The organism is Anaplasma capra, from assembly GCF_025628805.1.
Lineage (GTDB): Bacteria > Pseudomonadota > Alphaproteobacteria > Rickettsiales > Anaplasmataceae > Anaplasma > Anaplasma capra.
In genome coordinates this window covers 1-15234 of the sequence record NZ_JAOTBG010000006.1, presented here as the reverse complement: position 1 = coordinate 15234, position 15234 = coordinate 1, and the positions used below count along the sequence as shown (strand labels likewise).

Annotated in this window: 14 protein-coding genes; 5 read left to right on the top strand and 9 right to left on the bottom strand. The window is 49.2% G+C overall.

Going from position 1 to position 15234, the window contains the following annotated elements:
• Nucleotides 1–46: 46 nt before the first annotated feature.
• The 3 genes from dapF to OC187_RS01760 form a co-directional block, all read right to left on the bottom strand.
• Nucleotides 47–868, bottom strand: coding sequence for a diaminopimelate epimerase (gene dapF / locus OC187_RS01770; protein ID WP_262997579.1), 822 nt, complete (start codon nt 866–868; stop codon nt 47–49).
• Nucleotides 869–894: 26 nt separating this feature from the next.
• Nucleotides 895–1542, bottom strand: a complete 648-nt coding sequence (locus tag OC187_RS01765) for a hypothetical protein (protein WP_263008528.1) — start codon at nt 1540–1542, stop codon at nt 895–897.
• 209 nt (nt 1543–1751) lie between these two features.
• Nucleotides 1752–2180 (bottom strand): hypothetical protein, encoded by a 429-nt coding sequence (locus OC187_RS01760; RefSeq protein ID WP_262997581.1) that lies wholly within the window; start codon nt 2178–2180, stop codon nt 1752–1754.
• Nucleotides 2181–2500: 320 nt separating this feature from the next.
• Between OC187_RS01760 and OC187_RS01755 the strand changes: the two genes are divergently transcribed.
• On the top strand, nt 2501–3658 hold the full coding sequence (locus OC187_RS01755) for a phosphoglycerate kinase (protein ID WP_262997582.1): 1158 nt from the start codon (nt 2501–2503) through the stop codon (nt 3656–3658).
• A 34-nt stretch (nt 3659–3692) separates the two neighbouring features.
• Here the strand turns inward: OC187_RS01755 and xseA are convergent, their stop codons facing one another.
• Nucleotides 3693–4859 (bottom strand): exodeoxyribonuclease VII large subunit, encoded by a 1167-nt coding sequence (xseA, locus tag OC187_RS01750; protein ID WP_262997583.1) that lies wholly within the window; start codon nt 4857–4859, stop codon nt 3693–3695.
• A 1-nt stretch (nt 4860) separates the two neighbouring features.
• On the bottom strand, nt 4861–5487 hold the full coding sequence (locus OC187_RS01745; protein ID WP_262997584.1) for a zinc-ribbon domain-containing protein: 627 nt from the start codon (nt 5485–5487) through the stop codon (nt 4861–4863).
• A gap of 265 nt (nt 5488–5752) precedes the next feature.
• Here OC187_RS01745 and OC187_RS01740 point away from each other — a divergent pair, with 265 nt between their 5' ends.
• The gene (locus tag OC187_RS01740; RefSeq protein ID WP_262997601.1) at nt 5753–6541 is read left to right on the top strand and encodes a 2,3,4,5-tetrahydropyridine-2,6-dicarboxylate N-succinyltransferase; all 789 of its coding nucleotides are present in this window, start codon (nt 5753–5755) and stop codon (nt 6539–6541) included.
• A gap of 3 nt (nt 6542–6544) precedes the next feature.
• On the top strand, nt 6545–7876 hold the full coding sequence (gene mnmE / locus OC187_RS01735; RefSeq protein WP_262997585.1) for a tRNA uridine-5-carboxymethylaminomethyl(34) synthesis GTPase MnmE: 1332 nt from the start codon (nt 6545–6547) through the stop codon (nt 7874–7876).
• Between the two features lie 141 nt (nt 7877–8017).
• On the opposite strand, the gene OC187_RS01730 is transcribed toward mnmE, so the two are convergent.
• A complete protein-coding gene (locus OC187_RS01730) occupies nt 8018–8554 on the bottom strand; it encodes a phosphopantothenoylcysteine decarboxylase (protein ID WP_262997586.1) in 537 nt (178 codons plus the stop codon).
• A gap of 48 nt (nt 8555–8602) precedes the next feature.
• On the opposite strand from OC187_RS01730, the gene OC187_RS01725 reads away from it, so the two are divergent.
• Together OC187_RS01725 and OC187_RS01720 are read left to right on the top strand one after the other, a co-directional pair.
• Nucleotides 8603–10660 carry an ATP-dependent DNA helicase RecG gene (locus OC187_RS01725; protein ID WP_262997587.1) on the top strand — a complete coding sequence of 686 codons (2058 nt, stop codon included), beginning with the start codon at nt 8603–8605 and terminating at the stop codon, nt 10658–10660.
• An 87-nt stretch (nt 10661–10747) separates the two neighbouring features.
• Complete coding sequence (locus OC187_RS01720; RefSeq protein WP_262997588.1) at nt 10748–11797, top strand: complex I NDUFA9 subunit family protein; 1050 nt, start codon at nt 10748–10750, stop codon at nt 11795–11797.
• A 129-nt stretch (nt 11798–11926) separates the two neighbouring features.
• Here the strand turns inward: OC187_RS01720 and purF are convergent, their stop codons facing one another.
• The 3 genes from purF to OC187_RS01705 form a co-directional block, all read right to left on the bottom strand.
• Nucleotides 11927–13318, bottom strand: coding sequence for an amidophosphoribosyltransferase (purF, locus tag OC187_RS01715; protein ID WP_262997602.1), 1392 nt, complete (start codon nt 13316–13318; stop codon nt 11927–11929).
• Nucleotides 13319–13498: 180 nt separating this feature from the next.
• Nucleotides 13499–14044 carry an aminoacyl-tRNA hydrolase gene (gene pth, locus OC187_RS01710; RefSeq protein WP_262997589.1) on the bottom strand — a complete coding sequence of 182 codons (546 nt, stop codon included), beginning with the start codon at nt 14042–14044 and terminating at the stop codon, nt 13499–13501.
• A gap of 2 nt (nt 14045–14046) precedes the next feature.
• Nucleotides 14047–14718 (bottom strand): 50S ribosomal protein L25/general stress protein Ctc, encoded by a 672-nt coding sequence (locus OC187_RS01705; protein WP_262997603.1) that lies wholly within the window; start codon nt 14716–14718, stop codon nt 14047–14049.
• Nucleotides 14719–15234 lie beyond the last annotated feature (516 nt).

Genomic DNA, 15234 nt, shown 5'->3' with positions numbered 1-15234 from the left:
TATAACGCACACGCACGGTACTTGTAATTAGAAAACTATAAGTTGCCTACAGAACACCTTGAAAGGACTTGGCAACTCCACCGCTGGCCAAGATATCACCACTTTCTTGCCATTCCGTTAACAAATCCCCTCCAGGCATACCGACCAAGCATTGCTTGTCCGTTATTCCCAATCTTACGCCCGATATAAGTGCAGCACACGACCCGCTACAGCAGGAGGATGTTTCTCCTACGCCTCTTTCCCACACTCTTAGGATAATATGGTTTCTGGCCGCCACTTCTGCTACGCAGACATTGGTCTTTTGTGGGAATATGGGGTGCTGTTCGACCATGGGGCCCAATACCTCAAGCTGGCAGCTTTTTACGGATTCAACAAAGAAAACCATGTGTGTATTACCCATGTTAACTCCCACAGGTTGTGGAAATCCCGGGATGGATAGCGGAACACTGAGCGTGTCACACTCTTTGGCCACGGGGATATCTTGCCAGGCAAGCTTGGGTTTGCCCAAGTTTATTTTTATCCTGCCGCACGACATTCTTTCTGCTAGTATGACACGATCTCCTACGGCTATTGATGCACTTGCTGTTCCATGCTCGTCCATTAACAGCTTTCCCAGGCACATCGCGGCGTTTCCGCACATTGCTACCTGACTGCCGTCAGCGTTGTAGATGAACATCGTACAGTCGGCATTGTCTGAGCGATCCATAATCACCACCTGATCGCAACCAACACCAGTTTTTCTATGGGCAATACACGCGTAATTCACGTCTGTGGGACCGTTGTCTGCGTTTCTGCGGTCTATAATGACGAAGTCATTTGAATTACTGTGCATTTTGATGAAGTCCACAGTCTGAACCCAGGCATTCACGACATTCTTGGAGGATTCTAGCTATCCTACAATGTCCTTGCAACCAGATGCTGTAGGGGCATAAATGCCGCCGCTGTGCAGCACGTCATGGTGCTTGCTGGTTGTTCCAATTCCACTTCCAGAAGAGGTTCTTGCTCCTCCACGCGCTCGTGCCCTACTTGTGTGGGGTCCAGAGACTGCGCCGGGTCAGGCGTGTACTCTTCAATTGCTGGAGCCTCTGGGTATATCTCGCCTGCGGCAACCACCCCGCGCTCTGCCGATTCTTGGTTATCTGGCGCCACTTCCAAAAGGGGGAGGGGATTATGTGTGCTGAATGCGGGATCTACGATAATTCTCGCCGCGGCACATGCGTGTCCTGGCGATGGGGTGGGGGCCACTACCGCGGATTTTTGTGCGAGATCAGTGCTACCGCGATCGAGTTCGGACTGCGATATCTGCAATGGGGTTGCAGTAGTATTCTCTGTCGGGCGGTCTGCATGTTCGGGTCTATGCCCAGGCATGGGCTGCAAGGGAGCTCCGATGCCATCGTGCAAAGGAGTGGCCTGTGTTGAGTTGTGCCGACGCACAGGTGTCAACGCTAATACTCCGGGGTTGTAGGCAGATTTTGCATCAACCGGAGATTTATGTCCCAGATTGGTGCCGCGCACTGATCTTGCTGACGCGAAACATATCACAAATATTATGAATGCGGTCAGCATTGTGTGGTAATGCTGCAGAAACTGCACAACAGCTGCGGCGTGCACTTGCGTTCCTAAATATGAAATTGATAAGGCAGGTAGATAGGAAATTTATAGTTCACCTTAATTTCTTAAGGGTTAATGCACACGGATGCCGGAGCTGCTGCACGCATGCCTTAAATATTCGATAACTCTTGATCTTCTTCTTACATACTGAAAGAGCTCTTCAGCAGCCTTGCTGCCTCTTCAAACTCCTTAATGAAGCTTTTCCGTATGCTCTCTGGCAAGGTTATGCCCAGGTCATTCTCAAAGTATTTAGACAGGTCTTGCAGGCGAGAGACGTAGTTCTTCTTTTTGCTCGCAAATTTACTGAACACAACCCCATTCAGCACTTCTATGTTTACGGCTTTGTTAAGTAGCACGCAGTCTATGGAGGGGTTAATCCTGAGTAGGATGCTCCTTACGGGTTCTGCACTGAATGTCAGCATGCCTTCAACGTTGTACACCTTCACGGTGTACAGGCAGGACACCTGAGATAGGCTGCCATTGCTATATTTCTGGTGCTTTATTACTTCCCACTGCACTCTCAAAGGGCTAGAGTGCCCATGGGTACCCGTGGGTACATCTTGCTGCATACGACTCTACCTAGATTGAGATTTTTTCACACGAGAGCATACACTTTTCATAGTTAAATAATGCATAATAGCGAGATTGATAGTGCATAAAACAAGTGAGGTGGCAGCGATTTTGTCCCGGGTCATTGGCCAAGTTGTGATATGCGTGTACCAGTACAGCAGCACAAATGTACAACTTGTATGTGTGCCCGTCACTTGTGCGCATATGCGTTAGCACAATATGACTTGTCTTGCATGGTATACATGTGTACACTCCGGGGAGCTCTGGGACTTGCATTCAATTGTTGTGTAGCTTGGGTGGCTTCGTATTATATGTGCATATGAAAAACATCAGAACTTTGCCTGGAGTACAAAATTCCAGTGTGCGAGGATGCAGAGTTCTGCTTAGGGTTGACTTCAATGTTCCCGTGGAGTGCGGTCAAGTGCGGGATAGAACGCGGATTGAAAGAGTTATCCCAACGGTTAGTTATCTAGTCAAGTCTGGTGCCAAGGTTGTTTTAGCCTCCCACTTTGGGCGTCCCAAAGGGGTGGACATGAATTTTTCGCTTGAGCCACTGGTTGGTGCAATAAGTGAAGTGCTGGGGCTGCCAATCACTTTTGTCGGAGATTGCCTTGGTGAGCGGGTATGTACTATTGTGAATGCACTACCCTGGGGGTCCGTTGTTCTGTTGGAGAATCTTAGATTTCATGAGGGGGAAGAGAAGAATGACCCTGCTTTTGCGGAGCGGTTGGCTGCTATAGCGGATTTGTATGTTAATGATGCATTTTCCTGTGCGCACAGGGTTCACGCTTCAGTTGATGCGATTACTCAATTTTTGCCTTCTACTGCGGGCTTGAGTTTACAAGATGAGCTGCGCCATCTTGGTAGTATCGTTGGCGCGCATCCGGTGGCTGCGGTTATTGGTGGCGCGAAGACATCCTCTAAGATCCCCATGTTATGTAACCTGGCCCAAAAGGTTGATTTTCTCGTGCTTGGTGGCGGGCTATCCAACAGCTTTTTGCGTGCTAGTGGCCGGAAAATTGGCAGTTCCGTTCACGAATTTTGCGATGATGCCGCACTTGCAGTGCTGGAATCTGCAGGCAAAAGTAACTGTGAGGTAATCCTTCCAGTAGACCACGTTGTTGCGCATGGTTTAGATTGCAGTGCGCAAATGAAGGCAAACGAGGATGTGAGGGAAGAGGATCGTATTTTTGATATTGGCGAGCATACTTCCAGAAGAGTTACTGAAGTTTTAAGTCGATGCAAAACTGTGTTCTGGAATGGTCCCATGGGAGTTTTTGAGCGCGAGGCTTTCGCCTCGGGAACTTTCGGTCTGGTTCGGGACTTGGTGCGGCTGAAGAGGGATAAGGGGGTGAGTACAATTGTAGGAGGTGGGGATAGTGTTTTCGCTATAAAAGCATCTGGGCATGCTCCAGAGGATTTTTCATACATATCCACAGGAGGCGGCGCCCTATTGCACTTTTTGAGTGTCGCGTAGTAGCCCTGATGGCTCTGTGCGCATTCTTAATTATTCAGGCTAGCACTAATGCCCTGCGCTTTCCGTTCTTCCACTCCACAATTATGGTGTCATTCGGTGATACGGCATTTGCCGAACTTACATGTTTTCCCGAGTTGTTGTATACCACCGCATAACCTGACGACAAAATGTGCGCCTTGTCGTAGCGGCCTATTCTCCCGAGCAAGTTGTCCACATGTTGCTGCTTTTTGAGTAAGATGACTCTTAGTAGAAACTGTATTCTTGCCTGATGCCTGAGTGCGCTTGCACCCGCGTCACTGATCCTGTGCCTAGTCTCTACCAACGCACTATAGAGCTTTAGTAAATGATGTTCCCGAGTTTTCAGCACACTTTCCAGGCTGCCCCTGATTTTTGCAAACTTACCAGCGATGCTATCTCTCAGCTGTTGTCTTTCCGGGAGTACGATCTCCACGGCTGCAGTAGGGGTTGGAGCACGCACGTCGGCTGCATAGTCAATAATTGTAAAATCGGTTTCATGTCCAATGGCGGAGACAATGGGTATTCTTGACGCGGCGGTTGTTCTGGCAAGCTCCTCATCGTTGAACGGCCACAGATCCTCCATACTTCCACCACCCCTTGCGACTATTATGACGTCTGGAGGATCCTCCATGCTGTTGAACCCCAAAATTGCCTTAATAATCATTGGGCAGGCCTGCGACCCCTGTACCTGCACTGGCCATACAACGATATGAGAAGGGAATCTGTGTTTTACTCTATTGAGTATGTCTCGGATGACAGCCCCAGTTGGTGATGTTATGACGCCAATTTTGAGTGGCAGCACAGGTAGCTGCTTCTTGCGCGCCTGGTCAAATAGCCCTTCTTTTTCCAGCTTCTTCCTTCGCGCCTCGAGCATGGCCGCAAGCTTACCTTGTCCTGCCAGCACCATTCCTTCGATCACTAATTGATATTTTGACTGATAGGTGCTGAGATACCCGGTGCATATGACTTCCAGTCCGTTCTCAAACTGTGCTTCAAGTTTGGCGCCATTCCAGCACACAGCACTGATTACGGCATTGTCGTCCTTTAGTGAAAGATAAACATGCCCAGAGCTTGGCTGTGACAGGCCGCTAATTTCTCCTCTTATTTTGACACAATAGAACGTATCGTGCACCACACGCTGTACGAGATTACTGATCTCAGTTACGGTAAACTCCGGGATCATGTTAGTAAAATAGAACCTCGAAAGCGTTACCTGCTTTTACCTTCACTGTTTCCACGCTGCTTGGCACGCCACCGACGGTTTTTTCGAATGCCATCCTGGTGTTGCCGGGTATGAGCCCGTACTTATTGACCTCCACTTTTTGCGAGAACACCTCGCGCAGGTTTTTGTCATAGAAGATGAGGTACACACCGGGGATGAAGCGCTCATCGTCCGCAGTGTTCTCCACCACCCAACTAACTTTTACAACCATTTCCTGCTCCTCAGTGCCCAGGATCTTGACTTGAGATTCCAAAAGCCTCATGCGAGAGGTGTCATAGATCTCAGTAAGCCGGTATGCTCTCCTGAACTTGTAGGGGATCTTCTTCTGGAAGGTGGACGAGAAGAAGAATACAAGCGGAAGCATCATCACAATTAGGACGCAGTCCTTCCACGTTAACGGCTCACGACCTTTACTGCGGCGGCGCCCCTGTCCCGGAGTGGGTGTAGTTACAGGTGGAACCTCGCCTTCCTCTGGCGAGAAAAGCCACACATTTCCGCAGTTTGTGCACTTTACCTTCTTCCCTTTAGCGGGAATCTTATCACCAACTACGTTATAAGTTGCACTACAGTTTTTACACTTTATCTTCATCGCACCAGTGCTGGCAACGCGTAATAATCAGGTGCACTATAGCGCATTGTTTGCTGTGTGTCCATGGTTATGAAACCAGTCGTTGACCAAATGGAGGACATTTTCGTTGATGTTGTGTCATGCCATCGGGGCTAGTGTAACTCACGATTTGCCATTTCTCCGTGTCCCAGATGATTGTGTGTGGCGTCAATGTGTGTTAGCCTGTCGGGCAGTTAAGGTGTATGAACCTGTGGACCAAGTTGCTGGCGTCGAGGATTTGCGGAAGATGTTTGAGGGAGAACGCCACCCCTTGGACGAATTGCGCCGAGGCAGTGAGATGGTCATGGAGCTGCTAGATTCGGGTAAAATTAGAGCATGCGAGAAGACTATTCAAGGAGACTGGGTAGTCAATAGTTGGGTGCAGAGAGCCGTATTGGACTTTTTCAGGACGCATGATGCAAGCTTTATGGGGATTCCGGGAACAGATTGGTGTAGTTGGTGTGACAAGATTCCTGCAAAGTTCGCGCAGTGGGATGCTGCTCGTTTTTCGGCAGAGAAAATCAGAGTAGTGCCAGGTGCCTATGTGCGCAAGTCTGCATACATAGGGCCAGGCGCGGTATTGATGCCGAGTTTTGTTAACGTTGCAGCCCGTGTGGGTGCGGGTACTATGATTGACACGTGGGCCACCGTGGGTAGTTGTGCGCAGGTTGGGGAGAATTGCCATATATCAGGTGGCGTGGGAATAGGGGGAGTGCTAGAGCCTCTTGGGAGCAGTCCTACTATCATAGAGGACAGATGCTTTATTGGTGCTAGGAGTGAGATTGTTGACGGGGTCATAGTGGGTGAGGGTTCAGTGCTGGCAATGGGCACGTATATTGGGGCCTCAACAAAAATTATTGACAGGATGACGGGGGAAGTGACTTTTGGGAAGGTGCCTCCGTATTCTGTTGTAGTTCCGGGGTGCGCTCCCACAGCTGGGGGAGTGTCCACATATTGTGCTGTGGTGGTCAAGAAAGTATGTGACCGCACCAGGAGCCGGACTTCAATTAATGAGATCCTGAGGGAGATATACTAGGATATGTCTCAGGGGGATACAATATTTGCCTTGTCCACACCTATGGGCAAGTCTGGAGTTGCGGTCATTAGGATATCCGGGCGCGATGCCCTGGAATCTATGAGGTTGCTTGGCGCGAGGGAGCCCCTGCATCCCAGGGTGGCTACTTGCAAGATTCTTTATGATAGGAGGCACCTGCCAATAGATCAAGCTGTAGTGCTGTATTTCCCCGGGCCTGGAAGCTTCACCGGTGAGGATGTCGTGGAACTACAGGTGCACGGCAGCTTGGCGGTGGTCAGGCTGCTTTTTGAGGAGCTTCAAACTGTGTTTCGTATCGCTGAGCCAGGGGAGTTTTCCTTGCGAGCATTTTTGAATGGCAAAATCGATCTTACCAGGGCAGAAGGGATTGCTGACCTAGTAAATGCTGAAACAGAAGCGCAATTGCGCCAGGCATTTGCGCAATCATCAGGTCTCTTAGAAAGGCTATATGAAGGATGGCGCAGCAGTCTTGTTGATATTCTTTCTGATATCGAAGCCTACATAGACTTTCCTGATGATATCTCATCGCAGGTGCTAGATAATGTGTATGTTAAAGTGGAGGAACTCCGCTACTCCTTAGAGAAGCATCTTGACGACGACCATCGCGGGGAGAGACTGCGTTATGGTATGAAGATTGCGATTCTAGGTAAGCCTAATGTTGGTAAATCGACGCTTTTTAATTATCTGGTGCGCAGAGATGCAGCAATTGTTTCGGAGCATCCAGGGACAACCCGCGATGTTCTGGAAGCACACATAGATATCGGTGGTTACCCCTTTGTAGTTGTGGATACCGCCGGCATTCGTGAAGGAGTGGATCCCGTGGAGCGAGAAGGAATAATGCGCGCCATGTCCGAAGCAAAGACTGCTGACATCAAGATAGTGTTATGTCCCTACAGTGCGGCTGATAGCCCTGATATCAGTGATGTGGTTACGGATATTGACGATGATCAAACGATTTATGTGCTCAGCAAAGCTGATAATATGAGCGAGTGTAGAACATTGGTCATGGGCAGCAGAACTTTTTACCCGATATCTGTGCATGCTAATCTTGGTATAGACAATCTACTATCAACAATCAAGGAGAGGGCTATTACCAGTTTTCCCAAGGTTGGAGATCTTGTGATAACGTCTCAAAGGCATAGGGGGCATCTGCAAAATGCTGCTAGGACGATCTCTGAGATTGTAGATGGAATGCCTATAGAGGTCATCGCAGAGTATCTCAGATTGGCCACCAAAGAGATAGGCAAGGTTACTGGCGCTGTGTACGGAGATGATGTACTGGATAGTATCTTCAAGAAGTTCTGCATAGGCAAGTAGCCTTTTGGTCCGAATTGTGGGACATACCAACGTTACCACGTGAGAAACTTGCAGCACCCGTGCCCAACGTTTGCATGCCATTTGTCTAGCCTTTGCACTCCCTAAACCGGCGCGCTGGTTTCTGATTCGGTGCCCTAGCCGTTAAGCGTTGTTGCTGGCATTTTCAATGTATGTGACTATGGTTTGCACACTGGCCATTTTCCCATATCCTTCCTCGCCGCATGCCAGTATGCCAGTTTCCGGTTCGATAATCTGTACATCATCGCGCTTTAAGATTTCCAGGTTGCGCAACGTTGCTTTTGCTTCCCACATTGCAGTATTCATTGCAGGGGCCATGACAATTGGTATCTTAGCGCACGTCAAGATTGTTGATACCAAATCATCACAAATGCCGTGTGCTGCTTTTGCTATTATGTTGGCGCTTGCGGGTGCAACCAGTATGAGGTCAGAATTGCGGGATAGGGAGATGTGCTTCATACTTGCCTGGAGCGAGAAGAAGTCACTTTCAGTATAAGTGTAGTGTCCAGCTAGTGCTGTGACGGATAGAGAGGTGACAAATTGTTCCCCGCACCTACTTATGGCGCATAGCAGATTATGGTTTCGCCGCTTTAGCTCTCTGACAACATCTAGCGACTTGTACGCCGCAACGCTACCGGATATTATGAGTAGTATGTTCATGCTCGACCTATGACAAGGACGCAAAATTCCCCACCTGCCGATCTGAACATGAAAGGTGAAACTGCCAAGCAGTCAGAGGAAGGCGGGATTTTCTCGAGCATATACGATATGCCCGGCGTGAACAATGAGAAAGGCAAACTACTGGAAAAGCTGTGCGGTGGGCACCGGGTAATAGATCTGCTACTGCGGGCCCCCCATGGTTATGTTGATAGAACCAGCACATCATTGGGGGAGGATTCCGTGGGGCGCTTGGTAACCTTTGTTGGTGTGGTCAAGCAGCACTTGCGCCCTGCATTCCGGGGCAGCCGCGCACCCTACAAAGTTTTGGTGGAGTCCGAAGTTGGGATTGTGCCGCTGGTATTTTTTCGCTATTCGAAGGGATACTTGCACCATGCTCTAAAAGTTGGGTGCCGGTACATTATAAGCGGTAAGCTAGAAGCCAACTACGGCGAGCTGCAGATTGTCCATCCGGATTACGCTACCAGCAACTTGGATAAACTTCAGGAAATATGCATCCTGGAGCCGCTGTATTCTGTAATCAAGGGGTTGCGTTCTAAGGAGATACACAAGCTAGTCAAAATTGCTGTGCGATCATTACCTGATCTACAAGAGTGGATTAGTGCTGAGGTTTTGTCGAGGAATGCGTGGTGTAGTTGGAAGAAAAGCATAGAGGGTATACACAGCCCAGACGACGTACATGCAGTGCACCTTTACAAGGGTAGACTAGCCTATGATGAATTACTGAGCCACCATGCTGCCATGTATTTTGCAAAGCAGCGCTGCGCGAATAGAGGCGTTTCGGTGACGAGTTGCGGATTATACCGCGAGTTGGTAGCTAAAAACCTGGGCTTTGAACTCACCAGCGGGCAAAAGTCAGCTATCGACATCATAACAAGGGACCAAGCGTCTGAGAAACAGATGACGATGCTGTTGCAGGGTGATGTAGGCAGCGGCAAAACACTAGTTGCGTTGTTTGCAATATTGAATGCTGTTGAAAGCGGTGGGCAAGCCGCATTTATGGTGCCTACCGAAATATTGGCTGAGCAGCACTATGCCCGGATCAATAGCGCGTTGACCGGCCTGGACATTTGTGTCGAGCTGTTAACTGGTAAAACAAGGGGTAGAGCATCGCTCAGAAGCAGGTTACTTGCTGGGGACATACACATATTAGTTGGGACCCATGCCCTGTTTCAAGAGTTTGTACAGTTTCGCAATTTGCGGCTTGTAGTTGTAGATGAGCAGCAAAAATTCGGAGTTCTGCAAAGGATGCGATTGGTAGAGAAGGGAGAATCCGCTGATGTATTGCTCATCACTGCCACTCCGATCCCCAGAACTTTGGAGCAAATTTTGTATGGGAATATCGATCGAGTGACGCTGTCAGGAGGACCACAAGGCAGGAAGCCTGTGCATACAAGCATGATAAGCATTGGCCGAGTAAACGAGGTGTGTAGCCGACTGCAAGCTGCAGTGTCTGAAGGGCATAAGGCGTACTGGATATGCCCGCGCATTGTGGGATCAGAAACGTCAGAGATGGTTTCAGCGGAGAGCAGATTTTTATTTCTGAAAAAGATATTCGGAAACTCTGTAGGTATGGCGCACGGCTCATTGTCTAAAACTGACAGAGATGAATCGCTTAGGGCATTTCACGATGGAAGCATAAAGATACTTGTGGCTACTACAGTCATTGAAGTAGGTATCGATGTTCCTGATGCTACAATTATCGTGATTGAAAACCCAGAAAAGTTCGGTTTGTCGCAGCTGCACCAACTTAGGGGGAGAGTTGGTCGCAGCGATAAGCAGTCTTTTTGTGTACTACTGCACGGAGACATCGGTAGTACTGCGCACAATAAGCTAAGCGTGTTACGTGATTCCCAGGATGGCTTTTTTATCGCTGATCAAGATCTGTTGTTGCGTGGTGGCGGGGATGTTCTAGGGTATAGACAATCTGGCGCTGTGGAATTCAGATTTGCCGATCCATTTGATGTTAGAACCGTGATGGAAGCACGTTCTGACGCCCTAAGGATGCTCGAGACTACTGAGGGCCGGGCCACCGCTTACAAACTTATGGAAATATTCGGGTATTGTCTTCCGAGGATGAATTACTAGTCAGCACCTATTTGGTACTGTGTGGCTTATGTATTTCATCTTGTTGCGGCTGCCCCATGGGTTGCCGAGGTAAGTTGAGTTGTGCCCATGGTTTTGAAGGGTGTATGGTTGGTAAGCGGTTATGGGATTGCGAAGTGTTTTGAAAGTGTAGATAATGTCAGGGCTCAAGGTAACGGTGGTGTTATGAAGAAGGTGGTTGTATTTGGCGGCAGTGGGTTCATAGGCAGACACGTGGTAAGCAATCTTACCCTGCGTGGACACAACGTCAGCGTGTTTACTCGCAGTCAGGAAAAAGCGGCGCAGCTGAAATTGGGTGGTAACCTGGGGCAAGTTCAAATAGTGCCGGGCGATGTCTCTAATTCCCTGCTGGTTGAGAAGCTGATTACGGAGTGCGATGTAGTTATAAATCTGGTGGGCAGTATGAGTCCACGGAAAGATGTGCTGCGATACCTACATGTCACTGTACCAGGAGCCATGGCAAAATTTGCAGAGAAACACGGCAAGATGTTTATACATTTTTCTGCGATGGGTAGCGATATCGCCATCAGTTCTGTGTATGCCACCAGTAAGCTTGAAGGGGAAAATACCGTCAGAGGCGTATACAAAGATGCGGTGATAGTGAAGCCTAATCTAGTTTTTGGGGATGAAGATCACTTTTTCAGTAAATTTGCAAGATTGGCCCGAGTGCTTCCATTTCTGCCCATTGTAGGGGGAGATAGCCTACTGCAGCCAGTGTACGTCGCTGAGTTGGCAGAGCGAGTGTCTGTCATGATCGAGAAACACGAAACTGGAAAGACCATAGAGATATGTGGGCCAAAGACCTACTCGCTGCGAGACCTAATGGAGTTCATTTTGCGAGTCACTGCCAGAAATAAGCCCGTGTTGGTGCTACCAAATGTTATTGCGCGGGTTTTTGCGTTTTGTTGTGAATTTGCGCTCGTATCCTTCATACTCAAACCTTTAACAGGCAATGGTGAGCCTATTTTGACTATGGATCAGCTGGAGCTCATGAAGTACAACATTACTGCCGGTGACTCCGTCGGTGGCAATGTACAGACACTGAAGCGATCTCTAGAAAAAATTATGCCTGACTGCCTGGCGATATATAAAAAGCGCAGCGAGGGTTCTTGCGCCTAGCCCATGTGGGTGGTACCAGGGTGCAGCTGCAGAAAGCCTACCAGTCTTCCACTTGGGCATAGGGCGATTACTTTCCCCAAGACTGCAATGGGGGTGCGCTAGCACGCTGCACGCGCGGGAATGGGCGATTTAGTTTTCCATTTCACCTACCGGATACGTACCAGTGAAGCAGGCATCACAGTACTGTGGTAGGAGATTGTTGCGTGGGGCCCCGCATACTGCTTTGTAGAGTCCATCAATGCTGATAAAGGCGATACTGTCGCACTGGAGCATCTCGTTTAGCTCTGCCATAGACAGACGGTTTGCAGCCAACTTGGATTTCTCCGGGGTGTCAATTCCGTAAAAGCAAGAGTGCAGCGTCGGTGGGCTAGATACCCTTAGGTGTATGCTTTTAGTGCCCGCCTTTCTGAGTAGCTCTATCACTTCCTGTAGGGTAGTGCCACGGACTATACTGTCGTCAACCAGGACTATGCTCTTGTCACGCAAGATGGAGGAGTTTGCGTTATGTTTGAGCTCCACACCCATACGCCGGCCTCCATCGGTTGGCTGAATGAAGGTGCGTCCCACGTAGTGATTCCTCGCTATACCAAACTCAAAAGGTATGCCAGATTTTCTTGCGTACCCTAGAGCTGCGGGTACACCGGAATCTGGTACGGGTACTACCATATCTACACCATCCGGAGGAGGGCTTTCCACAGCAAGTTCTGCCCCTATGTTTTTGCGCACTTCATATACTGGTATGCCCTCTACGACGCTGTCTGGTCTAGAGAAGTATATGTACTCGAAAATACAGAAGCTGCGCTTTAGCTGGGGAAACGGGTATACGCTCGTTAATTCATTAGAGCGGTTAATTGCTACTAGTTCTCCTGGTTGTATGTCTCTAGTGAACTTTGCTTTTACTATGTCAAGAGCGCAGGTTTCTGAAGCAATAACATATGCTCCGTCCACCATACCGAGCGTCAATGGCCTTATCCCAGCCGCATCCCTGACTCCGATTAGGATATTGTCCGTCATAATCACGAGGGAATAGGCTCCCTTCACTTCCCTGACGGCCTGGATTACACAATCAATGAAAGTGTCAGACGGGCTTGCTGCTATCAAGTGGGCGATGACCTCTGTGTCAACATCTGATGAAAACACGCATCCCTTGTCTATAAGCTTCCTGCGCAAGCTGAGTGCATTAGTAAGGTTGCCATTGTGGGCTAGAGCCAGTTTTCCAAATTTGCAGTTTGCTATTACGGGCTGCGCAACCGGCTTACTGCCGCTTGTGGAATACCGCACGTGCCCGACGGCTATGGTGCCATGGGGTAAGATTGTCTGCTGTCTTTCGAGCACACTGTTTACATATCCGCCACTATGGTAGGCGGCAAATTCTCCGGCCTCGGATGACACAGCTACTCCAAAAGACTCCTGCCCTCTGTGCTGCAGCGCATGTAGGCCCATGAGGCACTTTCTGACTGCATCGCTGTGATTCTGAATTGCAAAGACTCCGCACTCTTCGCGTACGCTTGCAAGCGGCATCATGTCACTCTGAGCTGTATTACGTGACATTTTACCACTGTGGCAGATATCACTCTAGTATTAATCTTGAAAACCGAAATCGGCAGTGCATATTTTATGACCTGCGTTACAGCTTTTGACGGATGGTCCCCACTAAATCTGATTAAGTGGCCGCTGTGCCACTAGGCCACACGTGGTAAGTTAGCGTAGCTTTGATATGAATTCTGAGATGTTGCCATCCAATAGATTTGTAAGGTTAGCGGAAATTTTGTGCGCTACTTGCTTAACAGCGTCAAAATCCTCGAAATCGGACAGCACATAACTGGACAGGCCTCCAATGTCTGGTCTGCCTACGCCCAACCTCACTCTCCAGTATTCACACCCGATTGCCGCGTCTATGGAACGCAAACCATTATGACCAGCGTTTCCTCCTCCCTGCTTCACCCTTACGTCTCCCAGGCAGAGATCTGCGTCGTCATGAAACACTGTTATGTGCTCCGGCGGTATTTTGTGCATGCTAACGGCTTTCAAGATCGCAACTCCTGATCCGTTCATGAACGTCATGGGTTTCATGATCATCACTCTGTGAGGGCCAGCATCACCGACAGACACAAGGGCGTCATACTTGCTTGAAAATTCTGGAAAGTTAAAATCCCGCGCCACAGCATCTGCCACGACAAACCCAACATTGTGCCGCGTGTGCTCGTACTGCTTACCAGGGTTTCCAAGCCCGACCAGCAATAGCACTGCTAGGATTGCTTGTTTGTGTCCTTGTTTTCAGCCCCAGAAGCTCCGCCCTGCTGGGTAGATTCCCCTGCTGCACCATCCTCCTCTGCTGGTTCCGCTTCTGTAGCTGTTGAGGAGACCGACGCAATTACTGGGTTTTCCTCTTTCATTACAACCTGCGTGCTCCCATGTAGCTTCAAGTCACTAACATGTATAGAATGCCCAATACCCAAATCTAGTAAATCCACCTCAAGGCTTTGGGGAATCGCATCAGGGGCACAGCGGATGAGAAGAGAGCGATGCAGGATGTTGAGCGCCCCGCCAAGCTTAACTCCTGCACACTTTTGCTCATTTAGGAATACCAGAGGGACTTCCACCTTGATCTCGGTGCCTTTATCTACGAACTGAAAATCCACGTGCGCTATGGCGCCGCTTACCGGATGCTTCTGGATCTCCTTTGTAAGGACGTACTCTTCCTTTCCGTCTATGGAGAGCCTTATAAGTTGTGAGAACACGGGAAGCGTGCGGCACTTCTTCAAAAAATCTGAGTATGACAAAGCAATATGCACGGGTGTCCGGTCTTTGCCATACACCACCGCGGGGATAGACCCTGCCGCCCTCAAGGCGCGAGCACTCCCCGTGCCACACTTGGCGCGCACCGACGCCTCAACCACTATCATGTCTCCATGACCCATATCTAACTCCCCTGAAAACCTTTGTAACCCGGAAACCACCAAGCGTATAACATATAACATATAACAATACTCGTGGCGCACAAAGGGATTTTGTGTGGGAGATTAAAGTCTGCAGTTTTGCACGCGCGGAATCCCGGAGCATGGCCATATATTGTAATGCTGGTCTTAAAGTCTATTCTGCCAACGGCATTTCTCTTACGCGGGAAATGCCCGGCAGCGCTTCCATAGCCTCCAAATTTGAAGTCTTTGTCGCTGTGTAGGTAGAGCTTCAGTGCACTTGTGATTTTGTGGGGGCGGAAAGTATCTCGGCAACAGCCCGATGCACATCTAATTGCCCACAGAGAAGTCTGGATATTGCAGAACATATAGGTAGCTCTAAACCCAGTCTTCTGCCCATGTTTACCAATGTTCCGACCTCTTCCTCTGCCGCTCTTTCTTGCCGCCATCAATCTTCTTTTGTGGCATCAAAGCACCTAGGTTTGGTAGCGACTGCTGCCTTTGCGCTGATATGGTTAT